Annotated in this window: 20 protein-coding genes and 5 tRNA genes; 11 read left to right on the top strand and 14 right to left on the bottom strand. The window is 69.2% G+C overall.

What is annotated here, in order from left to right:
- The first annotated feature begins 5 nt into the window (after positions 1 to 5).
- Both purF and purM read left to right on the top strand, forming a co-directional pair.
- The gene (purF, locus tag ACP4J0_RS30885) at positions 6 to 1,532 is read left to right on the top strand and encodes an amidophosphoribosyltransferase (RefSeq protein WP_426523020.1); all 1,527 of its coding nucleotides are present in this window, start codon (positions 6 to 8) and stop codon (positions 1,530 to 1,532) included.
- Positions 1,533 to 1,584: 52 nt separating this feature from the next.
- Positions 1,585 to 2,667, top strand: a complete 1,083-nt coding sequence (purM, locus tag ACP4J0_RS30890; RefSeq protein ID WP_426602018.1) for a phosphoribosylformylglycinamidine cyclo-ligase — start codon at positions 1,585 to 1,587, stop codon at positions 2,665 to 2,667.
- 159 nt (positions 2,668 to 2,826) lie between these two features.
- Here purM and ACP4J0_RS30895 read toward each other — a convergent pair whose 3' ends face one another.
- Positions 2,827 to 3,078 (bottom strand): DUF3073 domain-containing protein, encoded by a 252-nt coding sequence (locus tag ACP4J0_RS30895; protein ID WP_398134132.1) that lies wholly within the window; start codon positions 3,076 to 3,078, stop codon positions 2,827 to 2,829.
- Between the two features lie 425 nt (positions 3,079 to 3,503).
- Entirely contained in the window at positions 3,504 to 4,598 is a 1,095-nt protein-coding gene (locus ACP4J0_RS30900) for a Leu/Phe/Val dehydrogenase (protein ID WP_426602019.1), read from the bottom strand.
- 241 nt (positions 4,599 to 4,839) lie between these two features.
- Between ACP4J0_RS30900 and ACP4J0_RS30905 the strand changes: the two genes are divergently transcribed.
- Together ACP4J0_RS30905 and bldC are read left to right on the top strand one after the other, a co-directional pair.
- Positions 4,840 to 5,691 (top strand): hypothetical protein, encoded by an 852-nt coding sequence (locus ACP4J0_RS30905; RefSeq protein WP_426602020.1) that lies wholly within the window; start codon positions 4,840 to 4,842, stop codon positions 5,689 to 5,691.
- 533 nt (positions 5,692 to 6,224) lie between these two features.
- Positions 6,225 to 6,431 (top strand): developmental transcriptional regulator BldC, encoded by a 207-nt coding sequence (bldC, locus tag ACP4J0_RS30910; RefSeq protein WP_003949541.1) that lies wholly within the window; start codon positions 6,225 to 6,227, stop codon positions 6,429 to 6,431.
- 453 nt (positions 6,432 to 6,884) lie between these two features.
- On the opposite strand, the gene ACP4J0_RS30915 is transcribed toward bldC, so the two are convergent.
- The 7 genes from ACP4J0_RS30915 to ACP4J0_RS30945 form a co-directional block, all read right to left on the bottom strand.
- The gene (locus tag ACP4J0_RS30915; protein WP_426602021.1) at positions 6,885 to 7,079 is read right to left on the bottom strand and encodes a DUF6274 family protein; all 195 of its coding nucleotides are present in this window, start codon (positions 7,077 to 7,079) and stop codon (positions 6,885 to 6,887) included.
- A gap of 280 nt (positions 7,080 to 7,359) precedes the next feature.
- Positions 7,360 to 7,434, bottom strand: a tRNA-Asp gene (locus tag ACP4J0_RS30920).
- Positions 7,435 to 7,527: 93 nt separating this feature from the next.
- A complete protein-coding gene (hrpA, locus tag ACP4J0_RS30925; protein WP_426602022.1) occupies positions 7,528 to 11,478 on the bottom strand; it encodes an ATP-dependent RNA helicase HrpA in 3,951 nt (1,316 codons plus the stop codon).
- 117 nt (positions 11,479 to 11,595) lie between these two features.
- Positions 11,596 to 11,669 (bottom strand) — tRNA-Phe (locus ACP4J0_RS30930).
- A 24-nt stretch (positions 11,670 to 11,693) separates the two neighbouring features.
- A tRNA-Asp gene (locus ACP4J0_RS30935) sits at positions 11,694 to 11,768 on the bottom strand.
- A 36-nt stretch (positions 11,769 to 11,804) separates the two neighbouring features.
- Positions 11,805 to 11,877: transfer RNA gene (locus ACP4J0_RS30940), tRNA-Glu, on the bottom strand.
- An 80-nt stretch (positions 11,878 to 11,957) separates the two neighbouring features.
- Positions 11,958 to 13,628, bottom strand: a complete 1,671-nt coding sequence (locus tag ACP4J0_RS30945) for a metallophosphoesterase family protein (RefSeq protein WP_426602023.1) — start codon at positions 13,626 to 13,628, stop codon at positions 11,958 to 11,960.
- A gap of 145 nt (positions 13,629 to 13,773) precedes the next feature.
- Between ACP4J0_RS30945 and ACP4J0_RS30950 the strand changes: the two genes are divergently transcribed.
- From ACP4J0_RS30950 to ACP4J0_RS30970, 5 genes are all read left to right on the top strand, one after another.
- Complete coding sequence (locus tag ACP4J0_RS30950) at positions 13,774 to 14,124, top strand: metallopeptidase family protein (RefSeq protein ID WP_426523027.1); 351 nt, start codon at positions 13,774 to 13,776, stop codon at positions 14,122 to 14,124.
- A 292-nt stretch (positions 14,125 to 14,416) separates the two neighbouring features.
- A complete protein-coding gene (locus ACP4J0_RS30955) occupies positions 14,417 to 14,983 on the top strand; it encodes a hypothetical protein (RefSeq protein WP_426602024.1) in 567 nt (188 codons plus the stop codon).
- Positions 14,984 to 15,267: 284 nt separating this feature from the next.
- The gene (locus ACP4J0_RS30960; protein ID WP_426602025.1) at positions 15,268 to 17,508 is read left to right on the top strand and encodes a DEAD/DEAH box helicase; all 2,241 of its coding nucleotides are present in this window, start codon (positions 15,268 to 15,270) and stop codon (positions 17,506 to 17,508) included.
- 168 nt (positions 17,509 to 17,676) lie between these two features.
- Complete coding sequence (locus ACP4J0_RS30965) at positions 17,677 to 19,212, top strand: amino acid permease (RefSeq protein ID WP_426602026.1); 1,536 nt, start codon at positions 17,677 to 17,679, stop codon at positions 19,210 to 19,212.
- 108 nt (positions 19,213 to 19,320) lie between these two features.
- Positions 19,321 to 19,393, top strand: a tRNA-Lys gene (locus tag ACP4J0_RS30970).
- Positions 19,394 to 19,522: 129 nt separating this feature from the next.
- Here the strand turns inward: ACP4J0_RS30970 and ACP4J0_RS30975 are convergent.
- Entirely contained in the window at positions 19,523 to 19,972 is a 450-nt protein-coding gene (locus ACP4J0_RS30975) for a DUF6907 domain-containing protein (protein ID WP_426602027.1), read from the bottom strand.
- Positions 19,973 to 20,189: 217 nt separating this feature from the next.
- Here ACP4J0_RS30975 and ACP4J0_RS30980 point away from each other — a divergent pair, with 217 nt between their 5' ends.
- Entirely contained in the window at positions 20,190 to 20,687 is a 498-nt protein-coding gene (locus ACP4J0_RS30980; protein ID WP_426602028.1) for a hypothetical protein, read from the top strand.
- A 5-nt stretch (positions 20,688 to 20,692) separates the two neighbouring features.
- On the opposite strand, the gene ACP4J0_RS30985 is transcribed toward ACP4J0_RS30980, so the two are convergent.
- The 4 genes from ACP4J0_RS30985 to ACP4J0_RS31000 form a co-directional block, all read right to left on the bottom strand.
- On the bottom strand, positions 20,693 to 21,148 hold the full coding sequence (locus ACP4J0_RS30985) for a hypothetical protein (protein WP_426602029.1): 456 nt from the start codon (positions 21,146 to 21,148) through the stop codon (positions 20,693 to 20,695).
- Between the two features lie 133 nt (positions 21,149 to 21,281).
- Positions 21,282 to 22,217: a hypothetical protein gene (locus tag ACP4J0_RS30990; protein WP_426602030.1), complete on the bottom strand. Its 936-nt coding sequence runs from the start codon at positions 22,215 to 22,217 to the stop codon at positions 21,282 to 21,284.
- Positions 22,214 to 24,043 (bottom strand): alpha/beta hydrolase, encoded by a 1,830-nt coding sequence (locus tag ACP4J0_RS30995; protein WP_426602031.1) that lies wholly within the window; start codon positions 24,041 to 24,043, stop codon positions 22,214 to 22,216. Before ACP4J0_RS30995 ends, ACP4J0_RS30990 begins: the two co-directional genes overlap by 4 nt.
- Positions 24,044 to 24,052: 9 nt before the next feature.
- The gene (locus ACP4J0_RS31000) at positions 24,053 to 24,496 is read right to left on the bottom strand and encodes a hypothetical protein (protein WP_426602032.1); all 444 of its coding nucleotides are present in this window, start codon (positions 24,494 to 24,496) and stop codon (positions 24,053 to 24,055) included.
- Positions 24,497 to 24,915: 419 nt separating this feature from the next.
- On the opposite strand from ACP4J0_RS31000, the gene ACP4J0_RS31005 reads away from it, so the two are divergent.
- Positions 24,916 to 25,044, top strand: a complete 129-nt coding sequence (locus ACP4J0_RS31005; RefSeq protein ID WP_426602033.1) for a hypothetical protein — start codon at positions 24,916 to 24,918, stop codon at positions 25,042 to 25,044.
- Positions 25,045 to 25,055: the final 11 nt, after the last annotated feature.

A 25,055-nucleotide genomic window follows, 5' to 3' on the forward strand; every position in this document is an offset into this window, starting at 1 on the left:
GAGGCGTGCCACGTGGTGACGGTCGACTCAATCACGATCTGCTTCCCGGCGAGAAGGGCCCCCAGGACGCTTGCGGCGTCTTCGGTGTCTGGGCTCCGGGCGAAGAGGTCGCAAAGCTCACGTACTTCGGGCTCTACGCCCTCCAGCATCGGGGCCAGGAATCCGCGGGAATCGCGGTCAGCAACGGCTCCCAGATCCTCGTCTTCAAGGACATGGGCCTGGTTTCCCAGGTCTTCGACGAAACCTCTCTCGGTTCGCTCCAGGGTCACATCGCGGTCGGTCACGCCCGCTACTCGACCACCGGTGCCTCCGTGTGGGAGAACGCCCAGCCGACGTTCCGTGCCACCGCCCAGGGCTCCATCGCGCTCGGGCACAACGGCAACCTCGTCAACACCGCCCAGCTCGCCGAGATGGTCGCCGACCTGCCCAAGCAGGACGGACGCTCCACGCGGGTCGCGGCGACCAACGACACCGACCTGCTGACCGCGCTCCTCGCGGCCCAGGTCGACGACGACGGCAAGCCGCTGACCATCGAGGAGGCGGCCGGCAAGGTGCTGCCCCAGGTGCGCGGCGCCTTCAGCCTCGTCTTCATGGACGAGCACACCCTCTACGCCGCCCGTGACCCGCAGGGCATCCGCCCCCTGGTCCTCGGCCGGCTGGAGCGCGGCTGGGTCGTCGCCTCCGAGTCCGCCGCCCTCGACATCTGCGGCGCCTCCTACGTCCGCGAGATCGAGCCGGGCGAGTTCGTCGCCATCGACGAGAACGGCCTGCGCACTTCCCGATTCGCGGAAGCGAAGCCCAAGGGCTGTGTCTTCGAGTACGTGTACCTGGCCCGCCCGGACACCGACATCGCCGGCCGCAACGTCTACCTCTCGCGCGTCGAGATGGGCCGCAAGCTGGCGAAGGAGGCCCCCGCCGAGGCGGACCTCGTCATAGCGACCCCGGAGTCCGGCACCCCCGCCGCCATCGGCTACGCCGAGGCCTCCGGTATCCCGTTCGGCGCCGGCCTGGTGAAGAACGCCTACGTCGGCCGCACCTTCATCCAGCCCTCGCAGACCATCCGCCAGCTCGGCATCCGCCTGAAGCTGAATCCCCTGAAGGAAGTCATCAAGGGCAAGCGGCTGGTCGTCGTGGACGACTCCATCGTCCGCGGCAACACCCAGCGGGCCCTGGTCCGCATGCTCCGCGAGGCCGGCGCCGCCGAGGTCCACATCCGGATCTCGTCCCCGCCCGTGAAGTGGCCCTGCTTCTTCGGCATCGACTTCGCGACCCGCGCCGAGCTCATCGCCAACGGCATGAGTGTCGAGGAGATCGGCACCTCCATGGGCGCCGACTCCCTGGCGTACATCTCCATCGACGGCATGATCGAGGCGACCACCATCGCCAAGCCGAACCTGTGCCGCGCCTGCTTCGACGGCGAGTACCCGATGGAGCTCCCCGACCCCGAGCTGCTCGGCAAGCAGCTTCTGGAGACCGAGCTGGCCGCCGGGCCCGCCGGTACGGCCGCCACCGACGCCATCCGTCGCCCGTAGCCGTCCGCCTCCCAGGCCCTCCCCGCCGTACGACACGAAGGTTCTCATCGTCATGCCTGACACAACTGGTGCCAGCAACGCCGCAGCCTCTTACAAAACTGCAGGTGTGGACATCGAGGCGGGCGACCGCGCCGTCGAGCTCATGAAGGAGTGGGTGAAGAAGACGCAGCGCCCCGAGGTCCTCGGCGGCCTCGGCGGTTTCGCCGGCCTCTTCGACGCCTCCGCCCTCAAGCGCTACGAGCGCCCCCTGCTCGCCTCCGCCACGGACGGCGTCGGCACCAAGGTCGACATCGCCCGGCAGCTCGGCGTCTACGACACCATCGGCCACGACCTGGTCGCCATGGTCATGGACGACATCGTGGTGTGCGGCGCCGAGCCGCTCTTCATGACCGACTACATCTGTGTCGGCAAGGTCCACCCCGAGCGTGTCGCCGCCATCGTCAAGGGCATCGCCGAGGGCTGCGTACTGGCCGGCTGCGCCCTGGTGGGCGGCGAGACCGCCGAGCACCCCGGCCTGCTCGGCGCGGACGACTTCGACGTCGCCGGCGCGGGTACGGGTGTCGTGGAGGCCGACCGGCTGCTGGGCGCCGATCGCATCCGCGCGGGTGACGCGGTCGTCGCCATGGCGGCCTCCGGACTTCACTCGAACGGGTACTCGCTCGTCCGCCACGTCCTGCTGAACGAGGGCGGCCTGTCCCTGGACGCGCACCTCGACGGCCTCGGCCGCACCCTCGGCGAGGAGCTGCTGGAGCCCACCAAGATCTACTCCCTGGACTGCCTGGCCCTCACGCGCACCACCGAGGTCCACGCCTTCAGCCACGTCACCGGCGGCGGACTCGCCGCCAACCTGGCCCGAGTGATCCCCGACGGCCTGCACGCCGTCGTCGACCGCTCCACCTGGACCCCGGGCGCGATCTTCGACCTCGTCGGCACGACGGGCCGGGTGGAGCGCCTGGAGCTGGAGAAGACCCTCAACATGGGCGTGGGCATGATCGCCATCGTCCCGGAGGAGTCGACGGACGTGGCCCTGGCGACCCTGGCCGACCGCGGCGTGGACGCCTGGGTGGCAGGCGAGATCACCGACCGCGGCGACCACGAGACGGGCGCGGCTCTCGTCGGCGACTACGCCGCCTGAGGCCACGGCCGTGCACATGGCACAGAACCCGACGGCCGTACGGGCAGCACAGAGCCCGGCGGCTGTACGGGCAGCGCACAACCCGACGACCGTACGGGTGGTAGCACAGAACCCGGTCGGTGACGTGAGTCACCGACCGGGTGAGTGTTCAGTGCAGGGTCAAGCGCCGCGTCGCTGTTGCGGGGACTGGCCGTCCTCGTCCTGGTCGTCGTCCTCATAGAGGTCGGCGTACCGTGCGTACACGTCATCGTCCTGCTCATCGTCCTCGAATTGCTCGCCGTTAGGCGGTTGCGGATTCGACGGCGATGCGCCCAGCTCCTCGGCCAGGCGGGAGAGATCAGTCCCACCGCTGTTGTACTTCAGCTGGCGGGCGACCTTCGTCTGCTTGGCCTTGGCCCGGCCGCGCCCCATGGCTCGACCCCCTCAACGACGGGGCTCGACGGCCCCAGAGTCTTGACACGCGTTCATGGTCCGGAACGGGCTCTCCGTGGAGAGACCGGTCCGTAGGGCTTCCACGGTACCTGAGCCCACGCCCATACGGTACGTCGCCCGTAGGACGTGGCCACGCCCAGGACCTTCGAGGCGCCCCGTCCTCGCTGGTCAACGGCGATTTTAACCACCTTTCGACGCTCGACCCGCCGGGATAAGTGAGAGTTCTCTCCAACCGGCCCCCGGCGGGTACCGCTCAAACGTTCGAAGAACCTTCCCCGAACCCGCGCGTGATCACCGCCGAACACGGCCGGATCACTGCCGGGTCACCGTCGGACCGCGGCTGGATCGCAGCCGGCTCGCCGTCGGATCACCGCCGGGGGTCGACGCGCGCGGTGAGCGTGCGCTCAGCGCCGGGTACGCGCCTCCGCCATCCGCTGCTCGGCGATCCGGTCGGCCGCGGCGGCCGGCGGAATACCGTCCTCCTTCGCACGTGCGAATATGGCCAGCGTGGTGTCGTAGATCTTCGCGGCCTTCGCCTTGCACCGGTCGAAGTCGAAACCGTGCAGCTCGTCGGCGACCTGGATGACACCGCCGGCGTTCACCACGTAGTCCGGCGCGTAGAGGATCCCGCGGTCGGCGAGGTCCTTCTCCACACCCGGGTGGGCGAGCTGGTTGTTGGCCGCGCCGCACACCACCTTGGCGGTCAGCACCGGCACGGTGTCGTCGTTCAGCGCGCCGCCGAGCGCGCAGGGCGCGTAGATGTCCAGGTTCTCGACCCGGATCAGCGCGTCGGTGTCGGCGACGGCGATCACCGACGGGTGCCGCTCGGTGATGGACCGCACGACGTCCTTGCGCACGTCCGTGATGACGACGTGCGCGCCCTCGGCGAGCAGGTGCTCGACCAGGTGGTGGCCGACCTTGCCGACGCCCGCGATGCCGACGGTGCGGTCGCGCAGCGTCGGGTCGCCCCACAGGTGCTGGGCGGCGGCCCGCATGCCCTGGTAGACGCCGAAGGAGGTGAGCACGGAGGAGTCGCCCGCCCCGCCGTTCTCGGGGGAGCGGCCGGTCGTCCAGCGGCACTCGCGCGCCACGACGTCCATGTCGGCGACGTAGGTGCCGACGTCGCAGGCGGTGACGTACCGGCCGCCGAGCGAGGCGACGAACCGGCCGTAGGCGAGGAGCAGCTCCTCGCTCTTGATCTGCTCCGGATCACCGATGATCACGGCCTTGCCGCCGCCGTGCTCGAGGCCGGCCATGGCGTTCTTGTACGACATCCCGCGCGCGAGGTTCAGCGCGTCGGCGACGGCCTCCGCCTCGCTCGCGTACGGGTAGAAGCGCGTACCGCCGAGCGCGGGGCCCAGGTCGGTGGAGTGGATGGCGATGACGGCCTTGAGGCCGCTGGCACGGTCCTGGCAGAGCACGACTTGCTCATGTCCCCCCTGGTCCGAGTGGAACAGGGTGTGCAGTACATCAGCAGGTGCGCCGGTTACGTCGGTCACGGTGGTGACTCCTGTGTAGGTGCGGCGGGTGGTGACGGTCCCCGTGGGTCCCCCCGCTTTTGGCGGAATGGGGCGGCGGGGACTTTGGCATGAGATTAGAGCCTGGGGGCGCCCGTCCGCCGCACAGTGCTCAGGATCACCTCCGCACGGAGTACGGAGGTGCGACGATTCGCAGGGTTCCCGCGCGCCCGTGATCCGCTCCCGCGGGTTTTCGCGGCGGCGTGCGGGGGAGGGAGCAGGCGTGCCCAAGGTGTCCTCGGTGATCGTCCCGTACGCGGCGTACCTGCGTGTGTACGAGCCGCTGGCGGCCTTCCCGGAGGAGGAGCGGGGCCACTGGACCCGCTACGCCCACCGCACCGACCTGCCCTCCTACCAGGACGAACTCCGCCGCTCCCTGACCGATCTGCTGCCCACCCCGCCCGTGGCGGTGCCGGTGCACGAGAGCGCCGACGCCTTCGTGGCCGAGGTCGACGGCGTGGTCTGCGTCTGCCCCTGGCGGACCCGGCTGCGCGGCTGGCAGGCCCTGGGGGAACTGGCCGAGGACTTCCCGGAACCGGTGCTGGACGCCCTGCTCCCGCCGGTCGTACGCCGCCAGACCGCCCAGGACTACGAGCGCTGGCTGGAGCGCAACCCCGACGCCCGCCCCTGGATCCGCACCGCGACCTGGCAGGTCCCGATCAACTGGTTCGTGCTGGTCTCCGACGCGGAGCGGGAGTACGACAAGGGCGGGGACGGCGAAGGGGCGGCCGCGCCGGTGCTGCGCTACCGGACCCCGATGGCGCAGGCCCGCCGGAGGGTGGCCCGGGGCCTGCGGGCCCTGAAGGAGGCCATGGACGAGGGGCCGCTCATCGACGGCCTGGTGGACGTCGGGCGCTGGCTGGAGGAGTTCCACCCGCGCTCGCTGGTGGAACTCGACTACGGCGGACTCGTGCACGCCCTGCCGGCCGGCGAGTTGGAGGACGACCACTCCGCGGCCGACGTGGCCGAGGGCATCGACGCGCTGCGCCGCGGCGACGGGGTGACGGCGGGGGCCGCGTACGGGCGGCTCGTGGAGCGCTGGCGGGCGGTGCGGGACCGGCGGTCGGCGAACTGACGTTTGACGTACCGCCCGATGTGGGGTTTCGTCTTCCGATCCGACACCTGCCCGGTGTGGGCTGATGTTTTGTCAACAAGGGACGTAGGTCCCGATCCGGGCGTAAGCGTCAAGCGTGACGGACTGCACGTACAGCACTCTTGCGCCGCTTCCCCCTCCTCGTGCCAAAATAGGACAAGGGGCCCGGGGAGGGCTCCTTCCGTCCTGCTGTGGTGCACTGTGGGTGGAATCTCAGCATTGCACGCTTTGGGGGGTCTGGTGACTCCTGCACGCCACTGTGACTGATCGTCACAGTGGCGTGACTGTCCGCTATGGCATGGTCCATCGGCTTCCGTCGCTGATGAACACCTGGGAGGGCAATTCCATCGGTTTGGCCGACGCGGCTGGACAGATGGTGTAGTTGTAGTGCCGAGGACAAGCCGTTCGTCCTATAACCGACTCGACTCGCGTCCGCCATTTCGGGCAACGCGGGTCAAGGTGCAGAATTTAGAGGAAAGAACCGAGAAGGTTCGGTTCTCCCGAGGAGGCCGCTCATGACCGCTCGCACCCCTGATGCCGAGCCGCTGCTGACCCCGGCTGAGGTCGCCACCATGTTCCGCGTCGACCCGAAGACGGTCACGCGCTGGGCGAAGGCCGGCAAGCTCACGTCGATCCGCACGCTCGGCGGGCATCGCCGCTACCGCGAAGCCGAGGTCCGCGCTCTGCTCGCGGGCATTCCGCAGCAGCGCAGCGAGGCCTGAACAACTGAATAACCGGGCAAAACGGCAGATCCCCCAATCTGCCCAGCTGCTCGGAACCACAGCTTCAAGCGGCGCCGTTCCTGCCCCAACAGGGGTGCGTCGTGGATCGCGCTGGACTCCGCCGGGTCCAGCGCGATCTTTTTGTGTCCGGTCCCGTGTCCGGCCCGTGTCCGATCCTGTGTCCGGCCGGTGGGCTGCGGGCGGGTCCTGTGAGCGGCCTTGTCGGAGTCTGGGGAGGGGTGTCGGATCCGCTGTGTGCGCACTGCGGAGGGCAGTGCAATTGCACATATTAAATTGACCAGTTGTAGGGGAGTCGTAAGTGCCACCGTTTCAAAATCTCATACAGTGACACCCGTCACATGGTGCGACGCTTGTTGGCGTCGGCACATGTGCGCTAGAGGAGGCGCGGGCTCCAGTAGGTCGGCGCGGCAAGGGTGTTGGGGCCGGCGGCCTTCACGTGGTGGACGTGCTCCCCTCTCCGGCGGCCTCCTGACGGCCCGTAGGGGACTGTGTGGCGGGCGAGTCCAGCGCCAGTCGCAGCAGCCGGTGGCAGATCGGGCAGTGGCGCGTCAGATGGCCGTACGACGACGCGGCCGACAGGTGCGCGCGGAGCAGGGCCCGCGTCTCGTGCCTGACCGATGCCGCCATACGCCACCTCCAGGGGCCACACGGAGAACGTGCCCTGTCTTTGGAGTACCGAGTGAATGTGACGCCGTCAAGGCCGCCAGAGGGCCGCTGAGCGCTTTTCGGGGGGAGGAGGTGCGCCCGGGGTGGGAGAGGCGCGTGAGCGGAGGTCCGTGCGGGTGGATGGGCGGACTTCCTCGCCGCGGTCCTGACGGGGCGGGCCGTACCCGGTGGCGGGTGCCTCGGGGGAGGGCGAGGGACAAGAAGAAGGCCCGCATCGATGAGATGCGGGCCTTCTTCGCTGCGGTCCTGACGGGATTTGAACCCGCGGCCTCCACCTTGACAGGGTGGCGAGCACTCCAAACTGCTCCACAGGACCAGGTTTTGCCGCGCTTTTCTGCGTTGCGCTGCGAGACGAGACTCTACAGGAGGGCGAGCCCCCGGGTCGAACTCACCCTCCGTACGGGTCCCGTTACGGCGCGAGCGCGTCGATCGCCTTCACGATCCGCTTGTCGGAGACGGGGTACGCCGTGCCCAGCGCGTGCGCGAAGTAGCTGACCCGGAGCTCCTCGATCATCCAGCGGACGTCCAGGACCTGCTGCGGGACCGGCCGGCCCTGGGGCATCTGCTCCAGCAGCCACGCGTATTCGTCCCGCATCTCGTGGACCTTCTCCATCCGGGACGTGTCCCGCTGGACGCCGGTCGGCATCTGCTGCAGCCGACGGTCGGCGGCGACCAGGTAGCGCATCAGGTCCGGCAGCCGTCCGATCCCCGCCTCCGTGACGAATCCGGGCTTCACCAGCGCGTCCAACTGCCCCCGCACGTCCTGCAGGTTCGCCAGCAGCGCGGGGCTCCGCACGGCCTTCAGGCGGCGTTCGCAGGCCTGCCAGGCGGCCAGGACCTGCTGCACCTGGCCCACGGTGCGGACGGTCGTGTCGACGATCTCCGCGCGGACCTTGTCGTAGAGCTTCCGGTACGACTCCTCGTCCCACGCCGGCCCGCCGAAGTCCGCGATCAGCCGGTCCGCCGCCGCCGTCGCGCAGTCGTCGAACAGGGCCTGGATCGTCCCGTGCGGATTCGCCGACAGGCCCAGCTTCTGCTGGTTGGTCAGCTTCTCGGACGCGAACTTCGCCGGATTGACCGGGATGTTGCGCAGGATCAGCCGGCGCGTGCCCTTCCACATCGCCTGCGCCTGCTCGGCCTCGGTGTCGAAGAGGCGTACGGAAACCGTGTCGCCGTCGTCGACCAGCGCCGGATACGCCTTCACCGGCTGACCGGCCCGGCGCGTCTCGAAGACCCGGGACAGCGTGCCGATCGTCCAGTCCGTCAGCCCGGCACGCTCCAGGGACTCGCCGCCGCTGCGCTCGGCGGTGGCCGCCGCGGCCTGGGAGAGGGCCTTGCGCGCCTTCGGCTTCAGCCGGAGCTTCAGGACCTCCAGGTCCTTGTCCTCGGCCAGCTTGCGGCGCCGCTCGTCGACGATCCGGAAAGTGATCTTCAGATGGTCGGGCACCTTGGCCCAGTCGAAGTCCTCGGCGTCGAACGGCACCCCCACCATGCGCTTCAGCTCCCGCGCCATGGTCACCGTCAACGGCTCCTGAAGGGGCACGGCCCGCTCCAGGAACGCCTGCGCGTAGTTCGGGGCCGGTACGTAGTGGCGGCGGATCGGCTTGGGAAGGGAACGGATCAGCTCCGTGACGACCTGCTCCCGCAGTCCCGGGATCTGCCAGTCGAAGCCCTCGCCGGTGACCTGGTTGAGCACGTGGAGCGGAACGTGGACGGTCACGCCGTCGGCGTCCGCGCCCGGCTCGAACTGGTAGGTCACGCGGAACTTCAGCGGCCCCTGACGCCAGGAGTCCGGGTAGTCGTCCTTGGTGACCGCCCCCGCCTTCTCGTTGATGAGCATCTCGCGCTCGAAGTCGAGGAAGTCGGGCTGCTCGTGCCGCTTGTGCTTCCACCACGAGTCGAAGTGCGCACCCGAGACGACGTGTTCGGGTACCCGCTGGTCGTAGAAGTCGAACAGCGTCTCGTCGTCGACCAGGATGTCCCGGCGCCGGGCGCGGTGCTCCAGCTCCTCGACCTCGGTCAGCAGCCGGCGGTTGTCGGCGAAGAACTTGTGGTGCGTACGCCAGTCGCCCTCGACCAGGGCGTTGCGGATGAAAAGCTCGCGGCTGGCCTCGGGATCGATCCGTCCGTAGTTCACCTTGCGCTGGGCCACGATCGGTACGCCGTACAGCGTGACCTTCTCGTAGGCCATCACGGCCGCCTGGTCCTTCTCCCAGTGCGGCTCGCTGTACGTGCGCTTGAGGAGGTGTCCGGCGAGCGGCTCCACCCACTCCGGCTCGATCTTCGCGTTGACGCGGGCCCAGAGGCGGGAGGTCTCCACCAGCTCGGCGGACATCACGAAGCGCGGGGGCTTCTTGAAGAGCGCCGAACCGGGGAAGATCGCGAACTTGGCGCTGCGGGCGCCCAGGTACTCGTTCTTCGCGCCCTCCTTCACGTCCTTCATGCCGACGTGGGAGAGCAGTCCCGCCAGCAGCGACACGTGCACACGGTCGTCCGGCGCGGCGTGGTCCTCGTCGTTGAGATGGAGGCCCATCTGCTTGGCGACCGTGCGCAGCTGCGTGTAGATGTCCTGCCACTCGCGGATCCGCAGGAAGTTGAGGTACTCCTGCTTGCACATCCGGCGGAAGGACGACGAGCCCCGTTCCTTCTGCTGCTCCCGGACGTACCGCCAGAGGTTGAGGAAGGCCAGGAAGTCGCTGGTCTCGTCCTTGAAGCGGGCGTGCTGCTGGTCGGCCTGCGCCTGCTTCTCGGCCGGGCGCTCCCGCGGGTCCTGGATGGACAGCGCCGCCGCGATGACCATGACCTCGCGGACGCAGCCGTTCTTGTCGGCCTCCAGCACCATCCGGGCCAGCCGCGGGTCCACGGGCAGCTGGGCCAGCTTCCGCCCGGTGTCCGTGAGCCGTTTCCGTGCGTCCTTCTGCGCGGGGTCGAGCGCGCCCAGCTCCTGGAGGAGCTGCACACCGTCACGGATGTTGCGGTGGTCCGGCGGGTCGATGAAGGGGAACTTCTCGATGTCGCCGAGGCCGGCCGCGGTCATCTGCAGGATGACGGAGGCGAGGTTGGTGCGGAGGATCTCCGCGTCCGTGAACTCAGGGCGGGCGTCGAAGTCGTCCTCGGAGTACAGCCGGATGCAGATGCCGTCGCTGGTCCGCCCGCAACGGCCCTTGCGCTGGTTGGCGCTGGCCTGCGAGATCGGTTCGATCGGCAGCCGCTGCACCTTGGTGCGGTGGCTGTACCGGGAGATCCGGGCGAAGCCGGGGTCGATGACGTACTTGATGCCCGGGACGGTGAGGGAGGTCTCGGCGACGTTGGTCGCCAGCACGATCCTCCGTCCGGTGTGCTGCTGGAAGACGCGGTGCTGCTCGGCGTGCGAAAGCCGCGCGTACAGCGGCAGTACCTCGGTGAATCTGTACTTCTTCTTCTCCAGCGCGTCCGCGGTGTCCCGGATCTCCCGCTCACCGGAGAGGAAGACGAGGATGTCGCCCTTGCCCTCTCCCATCAGCTCCTCGACGGCGTCGGTGATCGCGGTGATCTGGTCCCGGTCGGCGTCGTCACCGTCCTCTTCGAGGAGCGGCCGGTAGCGCACCTCCACGGGATACGTCCGCCCGCTGACCTCGATGATCGGGGCGTCGCCGAAGTGCCGGGAGAAACGCTCGGGGTCGATGGTCGCCGAGGTGATGACGACCTTGAGGTCCGGCCGCTTCGGCAGCAGCTGCGCCAGGTACCCGAGGAGGAAGTCGATGTTGAGGGACCGCTCGTGGGCCTCGTCGATGATGATCGTGTCGTAGGCGCGCAGCTCGCGGTCGGTCTGGATCTCGGCGAGCAGAATGCCGTCCGTCATCAGCTTGATGAAGGTGGCGTCCGGGTTCACCTGGTCGGTGAACCGCACCTTCCAGCCGACGGCCTCACCGAGCGGGGTGTCCAGCTCGTCCGCCACCCGCTCGGCGACGGTACGCGCGGCGATCCTTCGCGGCTGGGTGTGCCCGATCATGCCGCGCACACCGCGGCCCAGCTCGACACAGATCTTCGGGATCTGGGTGGTCTTCCCGGACCCCGTCTCACCGGCGACGATGACGACCTGGTGATCACGGATGGCCTCCGCGATCACGTCCTTCTTCTGGCTGACGGGCAGCTGCTCGGGATAGCTGACGGCGGGCACACGGGCCCGGCGCTCACCGATGCGCTGCTCGGCCTTGGCCACCTCCGCCTCGATCTCGGCGAGAACGGCGGCGCGGGCCTCCGGCTTACGGATCTTCCGCGCACCCTCGAGCCTCCGACCGAGCCGGTGCGAGTCGCGCAGGGACAGCTCGGTCAGCCGGGGTGCGAGGGCGCCGAGGGCGGGGGCGGGGTGCGTAGACATACGGATTCCAGGATCTCATCCCCGCCAATTTCGTGGCGAACGATTTCCGTCCGGTCGAGCCGGCCGTCCCTCGCGCAACACAAAACCCCCGTCGATGATCTCGACGGGGGTCGCATGTGGCTGGGGCCGGGGTCGAACCGGCGACCTATCGCTTTTCAGGCGATCGCTCGTACCAACTGAGCTACCCAGCCGCGAGGTTTCACGTGAAACCTCAGCGGTCCTGACGGGATTTGAACCCGCGGCCTCCACCTTGACAGGGTGGCGAGCACTCCAAACTGCTCCACAGGACCAAGCTCGTGTACGACAGTGTCGCACACCGTACTGCGTGCCCCCAACGGGATTCGAACCCGTGCTACCGCCTTGAAAGGGCGGCGTCCTAGGCCGCTAGACGATGAGGGCTATCGGCCCGCCTGGGCGCTTCTCAGCGCGTCGGGGACGTGAGAAGCATATGGGATGGCGAGAGGTATCGCCAAAACGGTTTACGGCGGGCTGGGGGACGGGCTGGTCGAAGCGGCGCCGGTGGGGCCCCTGCCGGTGGGTCCCGGGCCGGCGGGGGAGCGGCCCGTGCCGGTGGGGGACGGGCCGGTGCCCGTCGGGGAGGGGGTCGCGCCGGGCTGGTTCTCCTTGGGCAGGTGGCGGCTGACCTCCGCCGTCGACAGGCCCAGGCCGCCGAGCTTGATCTCGTCCCAGGCCTGGAGGCGCCGGCTGTCCCGGTCGAAGTAGAGGATCGACGCCTGGATCGGGTCGGGGTACTCGCCCTCGACCGCGCGCAGGCCGCTGCCGCCGGTGGAGCCCTCGATGCGCAGGCGGGTGCCGTACTTCATGATCTCCATGTCCTCGCGGTGGACGTGACCGGCGAGCACCAGCGGCACCTCGCCGTCCACCTCGCGGGCCGCCGACGGCTCGTGGGCGACGGCGACGTCCACGGGGGTACCGGCCGCCCGCTGGTCGCGCAGGGCGGAGGCCAGCCGGGCGCCGGCGAGTTCCTGGGAGGCCTCGGCGCCCTCCGGCCTCGAGCGGTCGGGGGTGAACTGCGGATCGCCGATGCCGGCGAAGCGCAGGCCGGCGACGGTCCGGGCCCGGCCGTCGTCCAGGACGTGCACGTTCTTCAGGCCCTTCAGGTACTCCTGGGTGACGCGGGAGTCGTGGTTGCCGCGGACCCAGACGTACGGGGCGCCGAGGTCCTCGATGGGGTCGAGGAAGCCGTTCTCCGCCGCGGTGCCGTGGTCCATCGTGTCGCCGGAGTCGACGATCACGTTGACCTTGTACTGCTCCACCAGCGAGGCGATGATCTTCCAGCTCGCCGGGTTCAGGTGGATGTCGGACACGTGCAGGACGCGGAGCGTGGTCGGGTCGGGCTGGTAGGCGGGGAGCGTGGAGGTGGCGTCGTAGAGCTTGGTCACGTTCGTGACCAGGCGGGCCAGCTCCTTCTGGTAGACGTCGAACTCCGTGACGATGCTGCGCGCGTCGCCGACGAGGGAGGGCGCGGAGGAGAGCAGTCCGGAGAACCTCGGTTCGAGCACGGAGTCGGGGTTCCAGGTCGCGTACGCGGTGCCGCCGGAGGCGACCAGGAGGGTGAGGGCGAGGCCGCCGGCCGCGAGGGCGGGCCGGGGGCGCCGGTAGACGGCGAGGCCGAGGGCGGTGGCGCCGGTGACGACGGCGACGCAGGAGCGGACGGCGAGGTCGAGGGTGCCGCGTCCGACGTCCTGCGCGACCTCGTCCTGGAGGCCGGAGAGGCGTTCGGGGTGATCGACGAGGGCCTGGGCGCGGCCGGGGTCGAGCTGGTCGACGTTGACGTCGAGGCGGACCGGGGCGACGTGGCTGTCGAACTGGAGGGCGCCCAGCGGCGAGACGTTGATCTTCGTGCCGCCCGCGACGGACGGGCGCAGGGTCATCGTCGTGTTCATGGGGCCGACCGGGACGCGGACGTCGCCCACGACCAGCAGGCCCAGCCAGGTGCCGAGGAGGACGACGGCGACGAGACCGGCGGCGCGGGTCCAGGGGCGCGGCCGGGGGGTGAGGCCGGCCGCCGTGGACGCCCGGCGGGCGGGGCGGCGGCGGGTGAGGGAGCGTGAGGCGTTGCGAAGGGGGCGGATGGGGTTCATCACCTCGGCCAGGGCGTGCAGGGCTGCGGCGGGGACGCGGGCCATTGGTCCCGTATGCCCAAGGCCCGGGGCGGGTATGCGGGCGGCGGCCTCCGGCTGCCGGACGGTGGTGGTGACGCGGCGTGAAGCGCGAGGGGGCGCCTGCGGAACGGCTGTGTCGTACTCCACGGTCGTACCCGACAATGGGCCTGTGCTGGAGATGACGCGCGAGGAGTTCGAGGAACTGGTCGCCGAGGCCCTGGACCGGATCCCGCCGGAGCTGACGCGGCTGATGGACAACGTCGCGGTGTTCGTCGAGGACGAACCGCCGGCCGACGATCCCGAGCTGCTCGGGCTGTACGAGGGGACGCCGCTGACGGAGCGCGGGGAGTGGTACGCGGGTGTGCTGCCGGACCGGATCACCATCTACCGGGGGCCGACGCTGCGGTTCTGCGAGTCGCGCGAGGACGTCGTCGCGGAGACCGAGGTGACGGTGGTCCACGAGATCGCGCACCACTTCGGGATCGACGACGAGCGGCTGCACGCCCTGGGGTACGGGTGAGCCTCTCGGGTGGGCCTTCCGGGTGGGCCTTCCGGGGACGTGTGAGGGGACGGGTGAGCCCCTTGGGTGCGCTTACCCGGTGCGGGTGAGCCCCTTGGGCGCTTCTCGGGTGCGGGGGATGCCTCCGGGAGCGGGTGACACGCTCGGGCGCGGGTGACTCCTCCGGGTACGGGTGACTCCTCCGGGTACGGATGACGCGCTCGGGTCAAGGTCCGCGGCGCGCGGCGCGTGTCCTCTTGTGGGTGAAGGGAGTTGGACACGGTGACTCCTTGACCCCCGGAGGTGGCCGCCCGTGCGCCCCTTGTACGTACCCGTCCGTCTGGCCGTCACGGCCGTGGCCGTCGCCGCCGCCGCCGGCTGCATGAGCGTCGGCGACGACGTGTCCGATGGGGGCGTCAGGCCGTCGCACTCCGCCGGTGAACGGGACGGCGAGGTGTCCGGGGGCGGCCCCGAGGTGTCGGGCGGCACCGCCGGGCACGGCGCGGCGGCGGCCGACGAGGGGCGCGGGCGGGGGAAGGGGGAGAAGGGCAAGGGCGACGGCAAGGGCAAGGGCAAGGGCAAGGGCCGGAACAAGGGCGAGGGCGGCAAGGGCAAGGACGCCTCGCCCTCGGCCCCGGCGCCCGTACACCCGGCCGGGCCCCCGCCGGGGAAGGGCGGGGACGACGAACCGGCCCCCACCGCTCCGCCGCCCGCGGAGCCCACCCGGACGGTCGAGCCGCAGCCGACACCGACCGCCGAGCCGCCCGCTTCCCCGACGCCGGAGCCGACGGTGGCGGAGCCCTCCTCGTCGGCGCACGAGCCTCCGGGGACCCAGCTGGCGCAGCGGGAGCCGGCCCCCGAGGCGGGGGCACCGGTGTAGGGCCGCCGGGGCGGTCCGGGGGCCCGGGCACCCGGCGGACGCGCGGGTCGGCAGCCCCGCTGAGCTGGGCGTGTGCTATCCGGTTTGCCTTCGGAGGTACGGGGTGCGTATGGTAGTAGATCGTCTGATCCCATTTGCCCGGCGCCACCGCAGAGCGCGCCGTGTGGCGCGTACTCTCTCCCTTGCCGTGGTGGACCGCATTGAGGCGGTCGTATTGCGAATCGCGATTCACGGAGTTGACGGGCGCGTGCCGACTGAGAGACTCCGGAAGGTTTCGCATTCGCATGTCCATCATCAGTACTGATCACGTCGTCGTGCCCGAGAACGCCGACACCCCCGACATCGCCGAGGCGGTCGAGGAGACCGGGACGGAGGCCGTAGAGGCCGCCGCTCCCGAGGTCACCTTCGCCTCGCTCGGCCTGCCCGAGGGCATCGTGCGCAAGCTCGCGCAGAACGGCGTGACCGCTCCCTTCCCGATCCAGGCCGCGACCATCCCGGACGCCCTGGCCGGCAAGGACATCCTCGGCCGGGGCCGCACCGGCTCCGGCAAGACCCTCTCCTTCGGTCTGCCGACCCTGGCCACGCTGGCCGGCGGCCGCACCGAGAAGCACAAGCCCCGCGCCGTCATCCTGACGCCGACCCGTGAGCTGGCCATGCAGGTCGCGGACGCGCTCCAGCCGTACGGGGACGTCCTCGGGCTGAAGATGAAGGTCGTGTGCGGCGGCACCTCCATGGGCAACCAGATCTACGCCCTGGAGCGCGGCGTCGACGTCCTCGTCGCCACCCCGGGCCGTCTGCGCGACATCATCAAGCGTGGCGCCTGCTCCCTGGAGAACGTGGAGATCGCCGTTCTCGACGAGGCGGACCAGATGTCCGACCTGGGCTTCATGCCCGAGGTCACCGAACTCCTCGACCAGGTGCCGGCGGGCGGTCAGCGGATGCTGTTCTCCGCGACCATGGAGAACGAGATCAAGACCCTCGTCGACCGGTACCTCAAGGACCCGGTCAGCCACGAGGTCGACGCCGCCCAGGGCGCCGTGACGACCATGTCGCACCACATCCTGGTCGTGAAGCCCAAGGACAAGGCGCCGGTCACCGCGGCCATCGCCTCCCGCAAGGGCCGCACCATCATCTTCGTCCGCACCCAGCTCGGCGCCGACCGCGTCGCCGAGCAGCTGCGCGACGCCGGAGCGAAGGCCGACGCGCTGCACGGCGGCATGACCCAGGGCGCTCGTACGCGCACGCTGGCCGACTTCAAGGACGGGTACGTCAACGTCCTGGTCGCCACCGACGTCGCCGCCCGCGGTATCCACGTCGACGGCATCGACCTGGTCCTGAACGTGGACCCGGCCGGTGACCACAAGGACTACCTGCACCGCGCCGGCCGTACGGCGCGCGCCGGCCGTACCGGCACCGTCGTCTCCCTCTCCCTGCCGCACCAGCGGCGCCAGATCTTCCGTCTGATGGAGGACGCGGGCGTCGACGCCGCGCGCCACATCATCCAGGGTGGCGCGGCCTTCGACCCGGAGGTCGCCGAGATCACCGGCGCCCGGTCGATGACCGAGGTCCAGGCCGAGTCCGCGGGCAACGCGGCGCAGCAGGCCGAGCGCGAGGTCGCCCAGCTCAACAAGGAGCTGGAGCGGGCCCAGCGGCGCGCGACCGAGCTGCGCGAGGAGGCGGACCGGCTGGTCGCCAGGGTCGCGCGGGAGCGCGGCGAGGACCCGGAGGTGGTGCTGGCCGAGGTGGCCGCCGCCGCGTCCGAGGCCGACGCCGAGGTCTCGCTGCCCGAGCAGCCGGGCGCGCGGGACGTGGAGAAGACCGAGCGGAGCGGCGGCTACGGCCGCGACCGTTCCTACGACCGTGGTGACCGCGGCGACCGTGGTGGCCGTTCCTTCGAGCGCCGTGACGACCGCCGGGACGACCGGGGTGGCGACCGTGGCGGCTTCCGCCGGGACGACCGTGGCGGTGACCGTGGTGGCTTCCGTCGCGATGACCGCGGTGGCGACCGTGGTGGCCGTTCCTTCGACCGCCGGGACGACCGGGGTGGCGACCGTGGCGGCTTCCGCCGGGACGACCGTGGCGGTGACCGTGGCGGGCGTTCGTTCGAGCGTCGTGACGACCGCGGTGGCGACCGTGGTGGCCGTTCCTTCGAGCGCCGTGATGACCGCGGTGGCGACCGTGGTGGCCGTTCCTTCGACCGTCGTGATGACCGTGGCGGCGACCGTGGTGGCCGTTCGTTCGAGCGCCGTGACGACCGTGGCGGCGACCGTGGTGGCCGTTCGTTCGAGCGCCGTGACGACCGCGGTGGCGACCGAGGTGGACACCGGGGCAGCGACCGTCCGTTCAACCGTGACCGCCAGGGCGACCGCCCCGGCAGCGACCGTCCGTTCAACCGCGACCGCCAGGGCGACCGCCCCGGCTTCCGCTCCGGCGGCCACGACCGCCCGTACGGCCGTCGGGACGACCACCGCGGTTCCTCCTTCGGCCGCCGTGACGACAAGCCGCGCTGGAAGCGCAACGGCTGACGCCTGAAAGACAGGACGACTGAACGTCTGAACGTCTGAACGCGCCGTGGCCTCCACCCCACCGGGTGGAGGCCACGGCGCTTTGTCACCCGGACCCCCGGCCCCCGGACCACTTTCCGGCCACGGAGTGACGCATGTCACGTCCCCCGTAGGGGAATTGCTGGGGGCATGACAGATGACGCCAAGGCAAGTGGGCTGTCGGACGAGGAACGGCTGGCCCAGCTCGGCTACACCCAGGTTCTGGCCCGCCGCATGTCGGCGTTCTCCAACTACGCGGTCTCCTTCACCATCATCTCGGTCCTCTCCGGCTGCCTGACCCTCTACCTGTTCGGCATGAACACGGGCGGCCCCGCCGTCATCACCTGGGGCTGGGTCGCCGTAGGCCTGATGACCCTCTTCGTCGGCCTGGCGATGGCGGAGATCTGCTCGGCGTACCCGACGTCGGCCGGCCTGTACTTCTGGGCGCACCGCCTCGCGCCGCCCCGTACGGCGGCCGCCTGGGCGTGGTTCACGGGCTGGTTCAACGTGCTGGGCCAGGTCGCGGTGACCGCCGGCATCGACTTCGGCGCCGCGTCCTTCCTGGGCGCCTACCTGAACCTCCAGTTCGGCTTCGAGGTGACGCCGGGCCGCACGATCCTCCTCTTCGCGGCCATCCTCGTCCTCCACGGCCTGCTCAACACCTTCGGCGTCCGCATCGTCGGCCTCCTGAACAGCATCAGCGTCTGGTGGCACGTCCTCGGCGTGGCGGTCATCGTCGGCGCGCTGACCTTCGCGCCCGACCAGCACCAGTCGGCGTCCTTCGTCTTCGGCGAGTTCGTCAACAACACCGGCTGGGGCAGCGGCGTCTACGTCGTCCTGATCGGCCTGCTGATGGCCCAGTACACGTTCACCGGCTACGACGCCTCCGCCCACATGACCGAGGAGACGCACGACGCGTCCACGGCCGGCCCCAAGGGCATCGTCCGCTCCATCTGGACCTCCTGGATCGCCGGCTTCGTCCTCCTCCTCGGCTTCACCTTCGCCATCCAGTCCTACGAAGGCGCCCTCACGTCCCCGACCGGCGCGCCGCCCGCGCAGATCCTGCTCGACGCGCTCGGCGCGACCACGGGCAAACTGCTCCTCCTCGTCGTCATCGGGGCGCAGTTGTTCTGCGGAATGGCGTCGGTCACGGCCAACAGCCGCATGATCTACGCCTTCTCGCGCGACGGCGCGCTGCCCTACTCCCACATCTGGCACACGGTGAACCCGCGCACCCGCACGCCGGTCGCGGCGGTCTGGCTGGCGGCACTGGCCGCGCTGGTCCTCGGACTGCCGTACCTGATCAACGAAACGGCGTACGCGGCCGTCACCTCCATCGCGGTCATCGGCCTCTACATCGCGTACGTCATCCCGACCCTGCTGCGCGTCCGCAAGGGCGCCGCCTTCGAACGCGGGCCGTGGCACCTGGGGCGCTGGTCGCAGGCGGTGGGCGTGGTGGCAGTGACGTGGGTCGGCGTCATCACGGTCCTGTTCATGCTGCCCCAGGTATCCCCGGTCACCTGGGGGACCTTCAACTACGCCCCCATCGCCGTCCTGGTCGTCCTCGGCTTCGCCGCGACCTGGTGGCTGGTCTCGGCCCGCCACTGGTTCCTCGACCCCGACCACGAACGCACCCGGGCCCGCGCGACGGCCCGCGCGAGCGCCCCCGAGCCGGTGGACCCGTAGCCACGCCGCCCTCGGCGCCTGCCCGACACGGCCGGGACCCCGATACCCGATCGGCGTCCCGCCCGCGTCGGGCTATGCTCGGTATGGCAACATCACGCAACACGCCCCGGGCCCTTAGCTCAATTGGCAGAGCAGTGGACTTTTAATCCATTGGTTGTGGGTTCGAGTCCCACAGGGCCTACCGAGGCCAGGGCCGTTCCGTGGCTCTGACCAGCGGTTTCGTGGCCCCGACCAGTCCTCCTGGCCGGGGCCACGTCATGTGTGGGGTCCGTCTGCGTGAGCGGGTGTGCCAACAGACTGCGTGGCTTGTTCAGCCATCGCGTCCCTTCTCAGGGTTCGCCGCCGCAGGCGTGGTCCCCTTTGTGGCATCGAAGGCGTTGGTGAGACCGTCGAGGCGGTCGGCAAGTTCCCGGAGCCGATCCGCGTGTGCCGTGAGGGACTCCGAGAGGCGGCGCAAATCGTCGGAACTGTGCGGATGCCAGTCGCCATCCATCTCGACGTTCATGAAGGGGACGTGACCGGGTGGGCGCTCGGTGAAAGGGCGCTGTTCGAAGCACGCACGCAGAACCACCGGCGTGCCACGGCTCGTTGAAACTGTGAATTCGTAGTCAGGGCTCGCGTGCGTGATGTCGACGCGGTAGCCGCCGGGCTGATGCTCTGTTTCGCTTCCGGTACACCAGTCGGGCTCCCAGACGGTGACGGGCCCGTGGTCGCACGTGGGGACGGTCACTGTCCGGGACGAGTTGTCATGATTCGGCATGAGCGCGTTCCTTGGTTCGGTGGTCATCGGCCCAGGCCGGCATTTGGGTGAAGGGCTCCGGCTCAGACTTCGTTCAGGAGTTCAGCCGCGGCGCTTTGATCCATAAGGGTCGGCCAGGCTGCAGGCCGCACGCCGACGCGGCGGGTTCCTGGCGCTCACCGTCAAGGCTTCCGAACTCCCGGGTGTCGCGGAGCGGCTGGCGGAGCGCTCCGACATCGTGCCGGTCTCACTGGACGACCTGTTCCTCACGGCGTTGCGGGAGCTGGCCGCGGAGAACGGTGTCGAGTGGCAGGCACTGCTGCGCGCGGACGCCGCGTTCGCCACCTCGGGCACGCTCGGCGCGGGCCTGGCCTCCTACGCGCGGGCCGCGACCGAGCGGGTCGCCGAGCGGGCGGTCGCCCTCGCGGAACAGACGGGTCCGCGCACGGTGCTCTTCGCCCACGAGGCCGCGCTCACCGCCCGTTACTGGGCGGCCGGCGGCAGGGAGCTGCTGGTGGCACTCCAGGGGGCCGCCCGCCGCCCGGCGGACGCCCCGCACGGACTGTGGCTGCTGGTACCCATGGAGGATCCGGAGGCGTCACCGGCGCTGGACGGCCGGACGGTGGACATCGTGGACCAGGTGAGCGAGTGGGTGCGGGTGAAGGGGCTGTTCCTGAAGGTCCTGAAGACGGGTGCCGCGTCGATGGAGAAGCCGACGCCGTCCGGCGGGCGCTGATGCCGTCAATCCTCCTTGGCCGTCGCACTGGGACCGCTGCGGAAGCAATCGGAAACGACAGTGACTTCGATCATGGACGAGCTCCCGGGCGCTTCGATCCACAACCGGATGTCGGTGGACATATGTCCGTCGGGTGAGTCGGCGACGATCTGGGGAAGCTGGGCCTGACTGCTGTCGGGACCGTCCTTGACGATCTCCCACCCCTTCGAGGGCAGTGCCTTTCGCAGACTTCCCATAGCCTCCCTGAGTTTTTCGTCCCGGACGTCGTAAATGCTCCACGGGTGGCGCATCCGATGTACGTTCTCTTCGGGGGCGTAGTCCGAGCATGGAGTGGGAAGGGCGCCTGAATTAGTCACCTTGCCGTTCGCCCCTATGATGTCGAGGATCTCGCTAGATGCGTGCTCGACGTTTTCCTTGACGGCTTGCTCGTTGCGGATATCGGCCTTCTTCTCATCGCTCACCTGTGAGCACCCTCCCGCGAGGATAGCTGTCGAAGTCATCAGGGCAATCGCCGCGTACGCCTTATTCAAGAGTCGCCCATTCCAGTTCAACCCTATGGCGCGCACCGTGCCGTTCGGCCGCCGCGGCCCTGAGCTAGACCGCGGTCTCGGGTACCGCACCGGCCGTCACCGCAATGCGTACAACGCCGTTGGTGGACGGGGACACTTGGACGATGCTCCCGTCCCTGGGATTACGGGCGGCAATCGATAGGCCCGCAGCCCCTGATGAGACGCGCATGGTCCATCCTGCGGTCTCGAAGAAGTCCCGGGCACGTGCCATCGCCAGGGCGGTCTCCTCTGTCGTGAGCGGTCGCGTCGACCAGGAGTGATGCGAGTACGTGTCCCTGCCGTCTTGGTAAGTGCCGATACCCTCGCCGTCCCGGGCTGAGGCGTGGGGTACTCGAAGCGCGTCGTAGAGGCGGCTGGAGTGCTCCAGCACACGGCGCTCTGCCTGTTCGTCGGTGATGGTCCGGAAGGAGGCAGAGTCGGCAGAGGCGGTGCTGTCGTCGGCGAAGCACGGTGAGGTCACACTGATGGACGCCAATCCTTCCCCCTCCGCCCGGTCCACGACCCCAGTGAGGGCGGTCATCCAGAAGTCGTCGGGCACCGTGCGCATGCTGACGGACGGGAAAGGGTCGGACCAGTCGGCATCCGAACCCTGGAACTTGTATCCGCGCTCCACCCAGGCGTCTCGAGCCTGGCGCACCAGCTTCTTCGCTGCGTCATCCGGCACATCGGTCAGCTGGTACGTGATGCGGACTTGCACGCGCTCGCCGGGGGTGTGGTCGTCGGCCAGACAGGGACCGACTGGCCGCAATCCGGTCCGCTTGAGCGTCGGCTGGGGCGACATGATATCCACGGCTTGGTGGATGACTTCTTCCGCGCGCTGGGTTGCCTGCTGCTCGTCCAATGCGACCTGTTTCGATGGTGTCCTGCTGCTCGTGTTTCCGGTCTGTCCCGATCCGCATGCTGTCGTCCCGATCGCCATGATCAGTGCAGCGATGACAAACTTCGTCTGGGACTGTCTCACGGAGCTCCTCCAGTCACGATTCTCGCCATGTGATTCAGTGAGTTTCCCTCCCAATACTGAGAGTGAGCGGGCATTAAACCGTCCGAGCCCGGCAGCATCCCCTCAGCCACTGGAAATACTCGTCCGCCGAACTCATCGGATATCGGGTCGTTCCCGTACATGATCGAGTGGTCATCGAAGAGTCGCATGTACGCGTTCGGATTCAGCGGCGCCAGAGTGCCGGCTGGTGGCGGGGCCAGGTTCACCAGGTCGTTCTGGGCGGTGGCCGCGAAAACGCGGTCAGCTCCGATGTTGAGTTCTTTGGCGTGGTCGACACCCACCCCGGGGCTGCCCACCAGGATCGCATTGTCCACAGGCAGGTCGGGGTGGTCCCGCATGGTCTCCCCGGCTACCAGGGTGCCGTAACTGTGGCCAAGAACAGTTGAGTTCACGCTGCCGTTGTGAACGGTGTCGATGCCGGTCAGGAAGTTACTCAACGGTTCGCGGGCGTTGTCGGCGTACTTGGAGTCGGTCGCATCACTGAGGAGGCCCTGCGGCGCGTCGTAACCGAGCCACATGATGGATGCTGTGCTGTGGGCGAGATCGGTCGAGCTCGCTCGGTCCTGGAGCACTTCTGCGCGGTTGATGTCGCCGTCGATGCTGCTCAGCTTGGAGCCAGTCCCGGGAACGTACGTCACGACGTTGTCCGCGGTGTCGGGGTTGCCGACGGAGACGATGACGCGGCCGTTGTTCTTGTCGTCGAAGCCCAGCAGATAGGGGCGGGTGCTCTCGTCCACGTAGGTGTCGAAACGGCTCTGGATCGCATCCATGCCGTCGAGGGGGTCCTGCAGTTCCTTGCGCTTCTTCTCCCACTCACGCCATTCCTCGGTGGGAACCTTTGCCGTCCATCGCTCACCGGTCTGGGCGTTGATGATCTCGCGCTCGACGTAGGCCGGTTTGGGTTCCTTCGCCATCCAGGAATCCAGGTCGGTCTGCGCGACACCACGAGCCTCGGCAAGTACGGTCCGATTCGCCTCGTCGCGCACAGTGGCAGGAAGCCCATCCATCCAGCCGATTGAGTCGGGATGCACAGAGATGTAGGCAGCTTGCTGCTCTTCGGTAAGGCCGTGCCACCACTTGGCATTCTCCTCGGGCGTCCCCTGCTTGGGTGGCTCCCTGAACGAGTCCAGGTAGTCGCCTGCTCCCTTGAGGACACCAGCGGTGTCTTCCTTCACGTCGATCCAGTCCGCGCCGGAGACGGTGAGGTCGTCGTCCGCCTTCAGCGCCCGCAGTTTCGGTGCCCATTTCTCGTCGGCTTCCGTCGCCTCCTTGAGGGCGGTGGCGATGAGGTCGGCACAGTCCTGAGCGAGGCGGTGATTGGGGTTCGGGTCCAAGTTGGCCGCCTGTCGGCCGACGGCGGAGGCTGTGCCGTCCGTCAGGCCGCTCACCGTGCCGCCCGCCGGGGTTTTGCCGTCCCCGCCTTTGTCGCCTCCCGGCGGGTAGGAGACCGAGCCGTCGGCGTTCACGGTGAGTCCGGCCGCCTTGGCGCCGTCGAGGGCCGCGTCGAGCTTCCGTTTGGCCGCTTCCGTCTCGTACGAGAACGCGTCGAGCGCGGTGCTCACGAGGCCGCACTGCACCTGGATGTAGTGGAAGTTCTGGCTCAGTTCCCCCAGCTGCTTGCCTGCCGCGGTGGCTGCCTCGCCCTCTAGCTGGGTCCTCATCGCCACCTGGATCCGGTTGTCGATGGCGTCCTTGGCCGCGCTGGCCATGTCAGAGGTGCTGCGGTAACCGCCGGCCGCTTCGGAGTACTCGGTGGGCTTGAGAGCCTTGAGCGTCGCGAGATCCATGATGTGCCGTTACCGCCGCTGGCCCTGACCGCCGACAGCCGGCGTATCCGCGTAGGACAGCTCCAGTTCAACGATTTCGGCTTCGATCGACTCGTCCGTCGCCACGTGGTCGGTGCCCGCCTTCACCAGGAGGCCGGAGAGCTTTCCGCAGTGTCCGCTGACGCGTTCCACGTAGGTCGTCCAGGACTCGTGGACATCTTTCTGGGCCGCAGCGGTCAGGCAGCCGGTGTCGCTGCCGAGACCCGTCTGGCCGTCCTTGAGCTTCGCCGTCGCCTTGCTGATGTTTTCACGCAGCGAGCCGATGTCCGTACCGGCCTGTGTCCAGGCCGACCTGTTGGAGATGAGGTCGGCCTTGCCGCCAGAACGCTCTGCCGGTAACTGGTTCAGCTGCATGTGCGTACCCTGCCGCTCCGCTGCCGCGGCCTTGAGCTGCTCCCATTCGTCCCACGCCATGCGTGGCCCCTCCCCTGTCCTACGCCGCCACGCAGGTCGGAACGTATGACCGCACTGCGGTGATCGATACGGACGGTAGCTGCCTGTCACAGTCGCATCATCCGTATCGGCCACCATTCCGTCTGAGCACTCGTACTCAGACGGAATCCGGCCACCGGCCAGGCCTGCGGCGCTTCTCGTTCCTTTGAGGGAAAGGGGACGCCGGGCGGGCAATCAGCCCGCTCCGGTGACCGGCGCGCAGCGGATCTACGGTACGGGGACAAGGAAGTCCCTGTCCCTGAGCTGTGAGTACGGTCCTGCCCCGATCCCACGCGCATGAGGAGTCGACCCGACACGGCAGCGAACGAACCGCAGCACGAGCCGAGTTCAGTGACAGCCGATTCGGGAAGTCAGGGGCTGTCCATGGATAAGATCCGAATGTGCCGGAGACGTTACAAGAGGATCAGTTCGCCAAGGCGGCGAAGCGTCACTTCGAGGACGCCGACTACGTCCACCGCGACAGCCGCCTGCCGACAGCCGACCACCTCTACGGCTTCGCGGCGGAGTGAGCGGTCAAGAG

The sequence above is a fragment of the Streptomyces sp. WG7 genome, assembly GCF_049975785.1.
Taxonomy (GTDB): domain Bacteria; phylum Actinomycetota; class Actinomycetes; order Streptomycetales; family Streptomycetaceae; genus Streptomyces.

Excerpts from the sequence above, each read along its gene's own strand:
- ACP4J0_RS30975 (WP_426602027.1), bottom strand. The coding sequence starts at position 19,972 with ATGCCGAATCATGACAACTCGTCCCGGACAGTGACCGTCCCCACGTGC.
- ACP4J0_RS30945 (WP_426602023.1), bottom strand. The coding sequence starts at position 13,628 with ATGGCCCGCGTCCCCGCCGCAGCCCTGCACGCCCTGGCCGAGGTGATG.
- ACP4J0_RS30915 (WP_426602021.1), bottom strand. The coding sequence starts at position 7,079 with ATGGCGGCATCGGTCAGGCACGAGACGCGGGCCCTGCTCCGCGCGCAC.
- ACP4J0_RS31000 (WP_426602032.1), bottom strand. The coding sequence starts at position 24,496 with ATGGCGTGGGACGAATGGGAGCAGCTCAAGGCCGCGGCAGCGGAGCGG.
- ACP4J0_RS30965 (WP_426602026.1), top strand. The coding sequence starts at position 17,677 with ATGACAGATGACGCCAAGGCAAGTGGGCTGTCGGACGAGGAACGGCTG.
- bldC (WP_003949541.1), top strand. The coding sequence starts at position 6,225 with ATGACCGCTCGCACCCCTGATGCCGAGCCGCTGCTGACCCCGGCTGAG.
- purM (WP_426602018.1), top strand. The coding sequence starts at position 1,585 with ATGCCTGACACAACTGGTGCCAGCAACGCCGCAGCCTCTTACAAAACT.
- ACP4J0_RS30960 (WP_426602025.1), top strand. The coding sequence starts at position 15,268 with ATGTCCATCATCAGTACTGATCACGTCGTCGTGCCCGAGAACGCCGAC.
- ACP4J0_RS30895 (WP_398134132.1), bottom strand. The coding sequence starts at position 3,078 with ATGGGGCGCGGCCGGGCCAAGGCCAAGCAGACGAAGGTCGCCCGCCAG.
- hrpA (WP_426602022.1), bottom strand. The coding sequence starts at position 11,478 with ATGTCTACGCACCCCGCCCCCGCCCTCGGCGCCCTCGCACCCCGGCTG.
- ACP4J0_RS30995 (WP_426602031.1), bottom strand. The coding sequence starts at position 24,043 with ATGGATCTCGCGACGCTCAAGGCTCTCAAGCCCACCGAGTACTCCGAA.